This window comes from Salinivibrio sp. EAGSL (genome assembly GCF_013366455.1).
Lineage (GTDB): Bacteria > Pseudomonadota > Gammaproteobacteria > Enterobacterales > Vibrionaceae > Salinivibrio > Salinivibrio costicola.
Genome location: NZ_JABWMG010000031.1, coordinates 1 through 11,547 on the forward strand (window position 1 = coordinate 1; position 11,547 = coordinate 11,547).

The following is an 11,547-nucleotide window of genomic DNA, read 5'->3' on the forward strand; positions in this document are numbered from 1 at the left end:
GTCTCTAGTCTCTAGTCTCTAGTCTCTAGTCTCTAGTCTCTAGTCTCTAGTCTCTTATCATCTTATCCATCATCTGTTCTATCAATGGGCTTGGGTGGTTGTTGTCGTCGGTGAGAAAGTAGGTATGCCCCCAGCTTGGGTCGAAGTGGTCGTTAAAGGCATCGCAGTCGGTGACGGTGACTTTTTTGGCGGGGAGCGCGTCGAGGTTTTCGGGGCCGGTCATGCCTAGGCGGCGGGTGACGATGCGGTGACGGACGTTCACCACTTTTGAGGCGGCCATGGCTAAATCGTCGGCGGCATAGTAAATATGCACTTGTTTGGCGGCATCGAGGACGGCTTTCCCTGGCTGGTGCGGCTCTAGCGCTTGGTTATCAACATCGGCGGCCATCATAAAGATATGCCGAAACCATTGTGGCATGGTGTCGAGCCCGGCATGTTGGTGCCAATGGGTAAAGGTGCTGATGAGCGTGCGGTTGCCCATAGAATGCGCGAGCAGGTTCATGCGCCGTTTGCACGGATTGGTTTGTTGCTCAGGGGCGCGGCGCCAGTCATCAAACATCGCCAGTAAGCGGCTAAACGCCAAGCCTGACGCGGTGGCGGCAAGTTGGTCGTCCCAGTAATCATCAATCGCGCCGAGCCGGCCATCATCATCACACGGCCAAATAATCGGCACCACCAGTATGGCGTTGGGTGACAGGCGATCAAATTGGTATTGTAAGGTCTGGGCCATTGGGAAGATGTTGCGCTCCATTTGGTTGTTATAACCGTGGAGCAAAAAGAGTATTTGGGTATGGGTGGGTAAGGCTTTCAGTTTGGCCATAAACGGCGCAGCGGTCAGCTCTTGGTATTCACCCTGCCCCGCGCGCTGGCAAAAATACACCCACTTTGAGATGTCGGTATTTTGGTTATCAAAGCTTAGCCAGCGGCCTGGCTCACTGGTCGGCCCTTGTTCGGGTATACGGCTAGTAATAAATAACATGGCATCATCCACCGGTTATGAATGTGCGGGTGAGGATAAGCGAGGTCGGCGGTTGCGTTGTATGGTGTTTGGGGGATTTTGCGAGGGAGGATACGGAAAGAGACTAGAAACTAGAGACTAGAAAAAGCAGCCTCGTGCTCGCATCAGGACTCTTGCTCTTTCCGTACTCTGTATTCGGGAATACGGAGCGCTTCGCTTACGGAATACGGAATACGGAATACCGAAAGAGACTAGACGCTTCGCTTCTAGAGACTAGGAAAAGCAGCCTCGTGTTCGCATCGGGACTCTTGCTCTTTCCGTACTCTGTATTCAGTCATCGGTATTCGGGAATTGGAATACGGAAAGAGCCTATCGTGCCAGCTCTGGTAGATAAAGTTCCTAGGGCCTAGGATCCTAGGTCCTAGGAACTGCTTTGCGTTTTTCCCTCAATCCGCGCCGAATAAGTCGCGGGTGTAGACTTTGCTTTCTACATCGCGGATCTCGTCGACCATACGGTTGGCGACAATCACGTCGGCGCGTTGTTTGAAGGTCTCCAAGTCTTTGATCACGTCTGAATTGAAGAAGGTATTTTCTTCAAGGACGGGCTCGTATACCACCACGTCAATGCCTTTGGCTTTAATCCGCTTCATGATCCCTTGAATGGCTGAGGCACGGAAGTTATCTGAGCCCGATTTCATCACCAAGCGATAGACGCCGACGACTTTAGGTTCACGCTTGATGATCGCATTGGCAATAAAGTCTTTGCGGGTGGTGTTGGCGTCAACAATGGCTTGAATAATGTTGTTGGGCACGTCTTCGTAGTTAGCCAGCAGTTGGCGGGTGTCTTTCGGTAGGCAGTAACCGCCATAACCAAACGAGGGGTTGTTGTAGTGATCGCCAATGCGCGGGTCTAGCCCTACCCCTTCGATAATCTGACGGGCGTCTAAACCGTGGGATTCGGCGTAGCTGTCCAGCTCGTTAAAGTAGGCCACGCGCATCGCCAGGTAGGTGTTGGAGAACAGCTTCACCGCCTCGGCTTCGGTGGAGTGGGTAAACAAGACAGAGATACCCGATTTGACTGCGCCTTGTTGCAACAGCGTGGCGAACTGACGGGCGCGCTCGGATTGCTCACCGACAATGATTCGTGATGGATATAAGTTGTCGTAAAGCGCCTTGCCCTCGCGCAAGAACTCGGGTGAGAAGAGGATATTTTCGCAGTCCATCTTGCGTTTAATGTGTGCGGTATAACCGACTGGCACGGTCGATTTGATCACCATCACCGCGTCGGGGTTAATCGCCATCACATCTTTAATCACCGCCTCGACTGAGCTGGTATTAAAGTAGTTGGTTTCGGGGTCATAGTCCGTAGGGGTGGCAATGATCACAAAGTCCGCGCCTTGGTAGGCCTTTTCTTTGTCGAGCGTCGCGGTAAAGTTGAGTGGCTTTTCTGCTAAAAACTGTTCTATTTCGGCATCAACAATCGGTGATTGTTGGTTGTTAAGCAGGTTGACCTTTTCTTCTACGATGTCGAGTGCGACCACTTCATTATGTTGCGCCAGTAGCATGGCGTTTGACAGGCCAACGTAACCTGTTCCAGCAACTGCAATTTTCATTGGTTTTCCTTAGGTAATGTCTGGAAAAATGGTATCACGTGGGGGGCTCTAGGGGAAAGATTACGGAATACGGAATACGGAATACGGAATACGGAAAAAGCATATCGTGCCAACTCCGGTAGATAAAGGTCCTAGTTCCTAGGGTCCTGGGGCCTAGGGAATAGATTATGGATGACGGGAAAGAGACGAGACGCTTCGTTTCTAGAAACTAGAGACTAGGTAAAGCAGCCTTATGCTCGCATTGGGGTTCTTGCTCTTTCTGTATTCCGTATTCAGTACTCCGTATTCGGGAAATTGAATACGGAGCGCTTCGCTTACAGATGACGGGAAAGAGCAAGAAAGGCTCTAGGCCCTAAGGATTACTCGTCGATATTTGATAATGATCGATGATTTTCTTTTGTCGTGCCAGTTGCTCTCGCTCGTAAGTGGTGAAGAGAACAGGTAGGTTATCAAGGCTGAGATCGGTGATGTCGCTTTGGCCTGGATCCGTATGTTCTGCCATGAGCGCCGCGAGAGCTTGGCGTTGATCGGTGTTATCGCTGGTGTACATCACGCTGATGTCATAGTTAGATAATGTATCTGCACCACTTATTACAGCATTAATACCGTTGTCATCAAACATCGGAATAGTTTGCTCTGCATTTGCTTCGGCATAGATAACATGTGTGACTGTTGTCGAGCTCTCTGTGGCTTGATAGGCAATACGTTGAATTCCCGCTTGGCCGTCAGCACCATTGCCATAGGCTGTTAACGTTCCACTTCCATCGATATTCGCGTTTTCCTGTTGTGGAACTGTGACACTATCTGCCAAATCCGTACGACCTAATCCCGCGCTTAGTTGTGTATCAGACAATTGTTGCGCGGTCGATAGTTGCCATTGATCACCTGAAGCGTCCACGCTTCCTTCTGCGGTTAAAAAGTAATCCAGATTGTTAATGTCTGGATCATAGCGGTAGGTGATGGTATCGCTCGCGCTGTGAGGCAAGTTTTGCCAAATATAGGGCGTTTGCTGGTAGTCAGCATAGAGGGCGGCGGAGGTTAGGTTGTAGGTGTTTGCGGGAGCTGTCCAGCTGTTGCTTTCGATTAACTTGTCTAGTTCCTCTGTGGCATTATCGGACAGATTAAAGAATTTATAATCGGTTATTTCACGGGGGTTGTCCAAATCACTATCAGGAATTTCAACCTCACCGTCACCACTAGCAGCTTGATGTGCAACACCCAAACCGACAGAAAAAGAGGATTCAATATCGATTGATTGTGTTGGGTTAGCTGTTAATTTCCGACTATCAGGCGTTGCCACGCCTATAATACCCGGGGCTGTATCCGTACTTATACTTATCGCATTATATGATGTAGTTGCAGGCGCATTATTCCCCGTTACACAACGAGGGTTATTTGGCGCATCCACTTTCTCATACCCTAACCAATTTATCTCATTCGATTTTAAGTATTTTTTTTTGGATGGATGTTGCAAAATATTTATCCAACAATTCAATATAAAAAGTAACGTAACCACCTTCTGGCACATCTGTTTGGTTTATTTGTTGGCGACTACCATCTAATGGTACTTCTTCTTTTACTACTCCATCAGCATATTGAATAAGCAGTTTGTCACGATCTAAACTCAAGCTAACATCCGTGTTCGCCAGTACACTTAACTCTTTTCCTCCTGCTATTCTTTTCCCAAAAATTGAGCAATTACCAGCACTTAACTGGGTATAAAATTGTGCGAAATCAAAGGTATACTTAGGGGTTGGCTTGGGTTGGCTGCCGCCGCTGTCGTCACTGCCGCCGCCGCAACCGGATAAGGTTAGAGGGATAAGGATCGCTAAAAGTTGCTTGTTAAACATAGTTGATACTCTTTGAGTCTTGGTGCCAATCTGACGGCAAGTGTTTGCCTTTGAATGCATGATGGCGTGGGTGATGCAAAAAGTGAGCCGGATTGGCTACAAGTGACTGACGTGCATGAATAAGATACGGCTGTCATTGGCATGATTTACAATATTATGTTGGTGTCGCCTCAGCAACCATTTCTGGCACTAACGTGGCTAAGTGAGTCTGACACTCGTGTTTGAGTTGGCCAGAGTAATATAGGGACGTTTCTATATTGCTATATCTGCCTTGTCTGGCAGCACTGAGCCAGTTATATGAGCCCACTGCCATATGTGTATCATCAGCCATCACTATTTTGCTGTGCACGCCATCAACGACATAAACATCAATACCACTGGCACTCAATTCTGCAATGCAGTTTTCGAGCTGTTGCTGCTTTTGAGGGTTGTAACGGTTGTTTTGTGTCGTATTAAAATGTCTATCAGTATAAATGCGAACCTTTACACCGCGTTTCACCGCTTTTTTCATCGCTTGGTCGAGAGTGGTCTTTTTTAACGTGTGTGCTTGTATCCACGGTGAGACGATGTCGATATTTAATTTAGAGTATTCTAATATATAATGTAGAAATTGATCATGCTCGAGCGCATTCACCAAGGACTGAGGCTTTTTGTTGTTGCTTAATAAGTCAGACCTTTCTACTGGATCCACTCTTAGCGCATTGTTGTCACGCCACAGCAGCATATCGGCCAATATTTTCCGTGGTGATCCCTCCCGCGCATGAGCGAGTGTTTGCATATCGGCGAAAATTATAAAACTATCTTTCGCACGGGATACGGCAACATTAAGCATGGTTGTGTCTATATCGATAAACTGTCCATCTTGATGGCGACTGTACACATGAGAGAATATCACCAGTTTCCTTGCTGCGCCTTGCAACGAATGCACCGTACCAACTGTCATGCTTTTTTTATTGTCATTGTTTTTGTCATTGTCACAGTGGATGTCATTATCTTGGCAGGCTTCTTTTATCGCGTTCACTTGCGCTCTAAAAGGCGTGACAACACCAACCGCCTGTTCCAATGGCTCGCCAAATTGCGCTTCTATTCGCTTGCGATTGTCTCGCAACCAGTTGGCAATGGCGATTGCTTCGACGCGGTTCGAGGTACTTCCCGCTTGCCTAATCGCCGCCCCATCGACATGGGCATAACCCAATGCTGGGAAACATTCGCTGTCTATTTCAGTCTTATGTTCAGCTGCACCACGTTTTGGGATCAGCAGCCCGTTGTAACAGAGTCGATTACAGTATTCGATAATATCGTCGTAACAGCGTCGGTGCTCTCGCAGTAGTATACCTGGTTCAGCATCGGGGTGATGATGTACGCGGCTTGCCTGTTGCGCGATCTGCATGACACTCCCTCGCGTGACCAGGCGTGCCATATCTTTGGTTTTTTCATAATCAGACGCAACTTCGGTGAGCCCAGCTTTTGTTAGATTACCTTGGTCAACCATTGAGGTTAAGGATCTTATCGGTTGAATTTGCTGGGTATCACCAATCACGATCGCCCGTTTAGCAAAACTCATACTCGCGCCTGCCACCTCTGGAGACACCTGACCCGCTTCATCGACAATGAGCCAATCAATATGATTAAACAGATAATCTGTATGAAATTTACTCTCATGGTATCTAGTGATCGACATGTGATCCGGCAATGCGTGGCAAGTTGATACAATACAAGGAGTAATCATCATTCTTCGATGCCAGCGAGCAAGGCTAGCCTTCTCTCCTGTTTTCTTTGCTTGCGTATCAATGTCTTTTCCGAGGGAGAAACACGCTAACAACCAGCGGGCTTCCCAATAATGGACTGAAAGCCGAAAAACCAAAAAACGAACATGCGTATCTAGCCACTTATCTATTTTATCAAGCTCTGGCGTAGGTTTATCGTTTGGATCAGAACCATATTTATCAAACACAGCCTCACAGCTATTCTTCCAGCTCCGCTGGCAATCAAAAAATTCCTCTTGGCATTGATATAGATTTCTTAGCCGTCGATTTTGCGCTGCAAGTGTATGTTTTTGTTCGATCAACGCTTGCTCAAGCTCTTTTTCAAATGATTGTTCTCTATCATTTTGATAGACGAGTTGCGCCGTTTTACACAGTTGAGTGTGAACAAAATGCTTAATTCTAGCTTGACGCTTTTTTTTGACTATGGGTAAGAACAAAAAAAACGATTCAATTATTGACTGTTTAGATAAGAGATATCGCCACTGGTTTAGGCTTTTATCTAGTGTTTTGCATTTAATTTTCGCTCGCGCGAGTGCTCTTTCGTTATCTTCGAGTGTTTTTTTAGGATCATTGCCAAGGTTTTCATAATAAAGCTTGCGCTTTTTTTCGTAGCACTGCCAATTGTGTTGGATCTTCTCTAATTCTTTTGTCGCATTTTTTAAATATGTATGTAGCTGTATCTTTATCGCTTCGATAGCAAGTTTTGGGTCTGAATTTAGATCCAAATGAGGCATAGCTAACGCTGCTTTTTCGATAAAGGAATGCGCCGCTTTGTCGAGATAATCACGGTTCTCAAGGCCATTATAAAATCCATTCGTTTGATATTTTTTGGCAGCATCTTTCTCTCGGGATCTCGCAGGTAAATAGCCACCATAACTTGTTACATCCGGTAGCCAACGACCTGCAAACTCTTCTTTTCCTTCACCGAAGTCATTACCAAATGCCTCGATAATATTAGTGACCGCTTGGTTGTTGGTGGAGGCTGCCACGATGATCGGCGGCTCACCCTCTTTGAGTGCGGCTCTCGCCCATAGCGACGCAACCGCTGAAAGTACAAACGTTGTTTTCCCCGTTCCTGGTGGACCATTGATGGCTATCATCTTTCCTGGTTCGATATCCAAAGTGCTGGTCAATGCATCACGCTGAGCATCTGCTGAGGGAAACGCCTCACCGGAATGCGCAATTCTCTTGCTTATCGACGTGATGTAGTCTTCGCATGGCTGCCTGTTCTGGCATGTGCAGGTCGCGTAGGTATTGAGTAACGGCAATGTCGGCTTATTTTCACGAATCAAATCATACGCATTGATGATATGAAATGCGCTACCTGACGCTTCAATTTTTTCTAGATAAGCACCGTCGGGGGACACTTCATACAAGTCTTTAAAGCCCCTTTCGTCTAGGTAGGTTTGGCAGGCTGAGGCGTATAGATCCCGCGCTGTGTTATACGCTTGATCCCATATCAACGAGTGCTGTTCTGGGTTATCACGTTCCAGTTCCTCGACAGCGGACTCTGTTAAGCTCTGTACCGACGCGTTAGATAAAAAGCGATCGACCTGTTCAACGGTTGATACGGTAATCACGTCTTGATGTTGAGGCGCAAGGGTGTCACGGGAGACGAAAGGCGCAGAGGCGGGATAAAGCCGGCCTGATCGCGTTATCCACACGGGGCAAATAATCGGGGCGATAGAGTCCGGTAAAGCGCTATTTTTCTGTTTCCCGTGCTCGATGATATTCCGTTTAACAAACGAGAACGTCCATATATGCGCTTTAACCGCAATGGCGTCCGCCTGCTCATCGTTGAATAATTCGCCGTCATTTTCTTCTGCATTAAGGCAGCCTGACCGTAATGAGAAGGAGGATATGTTACGCTTTTGTGCCAACTCCTTTCGGTTAAAAACACCCTTGGTGCTGTCAGCATCCGCTAAACAGTTACGCCAATACGCGGCCCACTTCATCCATTCCATGCTTTATTGCTTATATCTCAAATTTAACTGCGACTAGGTTAGCGTTTTTGGATAAGGGATAAAAGCAACTTGGGCAATTGCTGTGAGGATGGGAATGATTTTTTGAAGGTAATCGTTTGGTGAGCGACATCTTCACACACCGCACACTTTATGAGTAAATTAGTACTCATAAAATACTCTAACTTCTTTTTAATGAGTAATATTTTACTCTCAAGTTGCAAAAAATGTTCTTTACGAGTAGTATTTTACACATGAGTAAGTGGAGGGATGGACGATGGAAGCGCTCAACGTGCAAGCGTTTATCAAAGGGGAGTGGGTAGATGTGGGTACAATATCTTTCCCTAAAAGTCATCAACATAACTTCAGAGTGACGGAGCTCCATTACCTCAGTGACTATGCATTGGCGCATCATGATCAAGATGATTATCATGCCGTTTCAATCAATCACCCTGTTTCATTCTTTTTTGATGACTTGGGCAAGCCCGGATGGTTACGATTTCTCGACGATATTATGCCAAGCGGTGCTAGCCGACGGTATTGGGTTAAGCACTTGGATATTGAAGACCTTAGCGTCGATGAACAAAATTATATTTTGCTCAAATTTGGTACCATGTCGCCAATTGGCAATCTAAGGATCAAAGACTCGCTGCCTGAGCGCTACGACGTGGCAGACAACCTCTACTTCTCTGTTGATGATGTCAAAAATAGAGCGGGTGATTTCCTCGACTATGCGCAGCAAAGAGGCGCAGCCGCAGGTGGGGCAACGGGCGCTGGCGGTGAAGCCCCCAAACTTGTCCTACGTTGTGGTTTCGATCATCACGCGGGACGCGAAAAATATGGATCGATCCATACCAAGATGACAACCATAACCACGACGCCCATTATTTGGTCAAGTACCCTAGAGGTTCGCGAAGCCCTATCGACTGCAACATTCTAAGGGCGGAGTTCCACTATTATCATGAGCTAACTGAAATGGGTGTCGAAACGATCTCCATCGACGGTATGCGCTTGGAAGAAGGTTTAAGTTACCCCTCGTTATGGCTCCCTCGATTTGATGTTCAAGTCAGTCACCAACAAATAGAAAGGTTGGGTATGGAATCTGTGTATTCTATGTTGAACAAAGGTGCTGGCGTTACCCTTGATCACGAAACCACTATCCGAACGCTCATCGAGAAAATCACTAACAGCCATACGGTTCAAGGCCAAGGGTATATATTTAACTCTCAAGAATTTGTGATTGAGTGGGTGAAAAGAGACCTTCTCAACATTTTATTTGGCAATAGTGACAACCACGGCAGAAACACGTCATTCTTAAAAGCTGATGGCGTCATCAAGCTCGCGCCTGTTTATGACTTCGCACCAATGAAAGCGGATCCTGAAGGCATTCCAAGAACCACAAAATGGAAAGCGCCGCTCGAAGTTGGCGGAACATATGATTTTGTCGCTATCGCGGACACTCTCTCTGATCTGGTGCCGAAGGACGTCTTATTAAAAGAGTTAAAGGTGACGGCAAGTAAATGCATGGATCTTAAACAGCGGCTAGCGTTGCGAGGCGTTCCCGAACAAATCTTGGAGATGCCAGCGATTGGATTTAATCATCTGTCACAAAAGCTCGCCAACTGGGGGCTTTTATGAATAAGCCGAGCAGCAAAGAGTCTGTACAAGATGTGGTCGCTCGCCTGAGGGCAAACCGCAGCCAAAAAGAGAGCACAAAAGAGGGAGAGACCGCTCATTCGATCAACGACCAACCGCAATGTAACCCGCCGACGCGATCGAAAGCCTCAAAAAACACCATGGCTGTCAGTGCCGCAGAGCGTAAAACCGAAGCGAACAAAATCATCAAACGCCTATTGTTTGGTGAGTTAACCCAAGGCAAAGCGTTGAAAGGCTTGCGTGTTAACATACTGGGACTTAAGCAGGATGTGTTCGCAAAACTTGTCGGTGTTTCAAGAAAAACACTCTCCGATATCGAGAATGATCGAGGCAGCTACAATACGGAGGTTCTCAATAAGGTATTCAAACCATTTGGCTTACAGGTCGGGCTGCTCCCCTCTTCTCCTGATACGTTAAGAGCGCTACTTACGGAGCGTGATAGGGATTGAAAGGTGCCGTACCAAAACGCATTAGATGCTGCGCAAAAAAACAAATAGCAAAAAACCAAATAGCAAAAAACCGCCACGAGGGCGGTTTTTTTAATGATGGCGGTGAGAGAGGGATTCGAACCCTCGATACGTTGCCGTATACACGCTTTCCAGGCGTGCTCCTTCAGCCACTCGGACACCTCACCATATTGTGTGTTAAACGACATTTACGCTGGGTGGCTTATAACCCCGCTGTCGCGTTAACGGGGCGTACTATAGAGAGTTGCTGCTTTGCGGTCAAGTTGTTGGTGATAGGTTTGCGTTTAAATGGCTATTCCATCACCAGTCGCATCCATATGGATAACATCAGCTGGAAGCAAGTGAGCATGAAAGCTGTTAAACTCAGCACACAAATCGAATACGAATGAGAGCCTGATGACTTTATCCGAATTCCTTATCCAACATGCTGATAGCGCGCAACTGCTTAACGAAATGCAAACCCGTGGTGTGGTGACTGCCATGGCTGCCGCGCCCCATGTCATTAGCCCCAGTGAGTGGCTCCCGGTAATGTGGGGAGGTGACGAGCAAGCGCCATTTGAAAGCCATGAGCAGTTTGAGCAGTACGCGAACCTGATTGTCGATATTTGGAATGCGCAGCGCCAACAGCTGTTGGAAAAAATTGGCAGTGGCCGGAAGGGTGTTTGTTGGATGACGCCGAAATTGTCAACCAAGCCACGCGCGATTTTGCCGAAGGCTTGTTGCAAGGCTGGAGCCTCACCCGTGATGATTGGGAAACATTGATGCCGGAAAACACCGATGGCAATGCCCTACTCGGCGGCGTGGTGCTTTCCATCAGCTTGCTTTACGATCCAGAAACCGCCCTTTCTACCATGGAAGCACAAGGCGCAGAAGAGTTGGCACAGTTTGAGGAAATCTTCAACGCCATGCCAACTATGTTGTGTGGCCTCACCCACCACGGCGCAGCATTGGCGGAAGATGCGGAGTAAACAGCCAGAAGTATCATTGGCGACGATGATACAAGCCCCAGCACTGTGTTAGATACGAGCACATTGTAAACGGGCGCTTGTCACGTTCGGCGCCAAATTTAACCGCCGATGTCGGATGGCGCGCGGCCCACATTGTGATACTTATTGGCACTGTGCTGGCGCTTATGCCGACCTACGCCTGATTTATATATCGATGATTCCATTGGCGTAGATGACACAAGACTCGGCACGGTGTTGGGTATGTGCACATTGCCAACGGGCGCCTGTCACGATCAATGCCAATATTTGACCGCCAATGTCGGAGGCGC

At 47.5% G+C, this 11,547-nt stretch carries 6 protein-coding genes, 1 tRNA gene and 2 pseudogenes; 3 read left to right on the forward strand and 6 right to left on the reverse strand.

The window, feature by feature from the left end:
• Positions 1 to 46 precede the first annotated feature (46 nt).
• The 5 genes from HLG76_RS14225 to HLG76_RS14245 all read right to left on the reverse strand — a co-directional run bounded on the left by HLG76_RS14225 (position 47) and on the right by HLG76_RS14245 (position 7,554).
• On the reverse strand, positions 47 to 979 hold the full coding sequence (locus HLG76_RS14225; RefSeq protein ID WP_175993889.1) for an alpha/beta hydrolase: 933 nt from the start codon (positions 977 to 979) through the stop codon (positions 47 to 49).
• A gap of 425 nt (positions 980 to 1,404) precedes the next feature.
• Entirely contained in the window at positions 1,405 to 2,571 is a 1,167-nt protein-coding gene (locus tag HLG76_RS14230; RefSeq protein WP_175993890.1) for a nucleotide sugar dehydrogenase, read from the reverse strand.
• A 352-nt stretch (positions 2,572 to 2,923) separates the two neighbouring features.
• On the reverse strand, positions 2,924 to 4,045 hold the full coding sequence (locus tag HLG76_RS14235; protein ID WP_175993891.1) for a hypothetical protein: 1,122 nt from the start codon (positions 4,043 to 4,045) through the stop codon (positions 2,924 to 2,926).
• Complete coding sequence (locus HLG76_RS14240; RefSeq protein WP_175993892.1) at positions 4,005 to 4,421, reverse strand: hypothetical protein; 417 nt, start codon at positions 4,419 to 4,421, stop codon at positions 4,005 to 4,007. The genes HLG76_RS14235 and HLG76_RS14240 overlap by 41 nt, the downstream gene beginning before the upstream one ends.
• 154 nt (positions 4,422 to 4,575) lie before the next feature.
• Positions 4,576 to 7,554 (reverse strand): AAA domain-containing protein, encoded by a 2,979-nt coding sequence (locus HLG76_RS14245; protein WP_368656361.1) that lies wholly within the window; start codon positions 7,552 to 7,554, stop codon positions 4,576 to 4,578.
• An 871-nt stretch (positions 7,555 to 8,425) separates the two neighbouring features.
• On the opposite strand from HLG76_RS14245, the pseudogene HLG76_RS14250 reads away from it, so the two are divergent.
• Positions 8,426 to 9,786: pseudogene (locus HLG76_RS14250) on the forward strand (type II toxin-antitoxin system HipA family toxin).
• Entirely contained in the window at positions 9,783 to 10,253 is a 471-nt protein-coding gene (locus HLG76_RS14255; protein WP_077661281.1) for a helix-turn-helix transcriptional regulator, read from the forward strand. The pseudogene HLG76_RS14250 and the gene HLG76_RS14255 overlap by 4 nt, the downstream one beginning before the upstream one ends.
• Positions 10,254 to 10,350: 97 nt before the next feature.
• On the opposite strand, the gene HLG76_RS14260 is transcribed toward HLG76_RS14255, so the two are convergent.
• A tRNA-Ser gene (locus HLG76_RS14260) sits at positions 10,351 to 10,438 on the reverse strand.
• 229 nt (positions 10,439 to 10,667) lie between these two features.
• On the opposite strand from HLG76_RS14260, the pseudogene HLG76_RS14265 reads away from it, so the two are divergent.
• Positions 10,668 to 11,239 (forward strand): annotated as a pseudogene (locus tag HLG76_RS14265) (UPF0149 family protein).
• Positions 11,240 to 11,547: the final 308 nt, after the last annotated feature.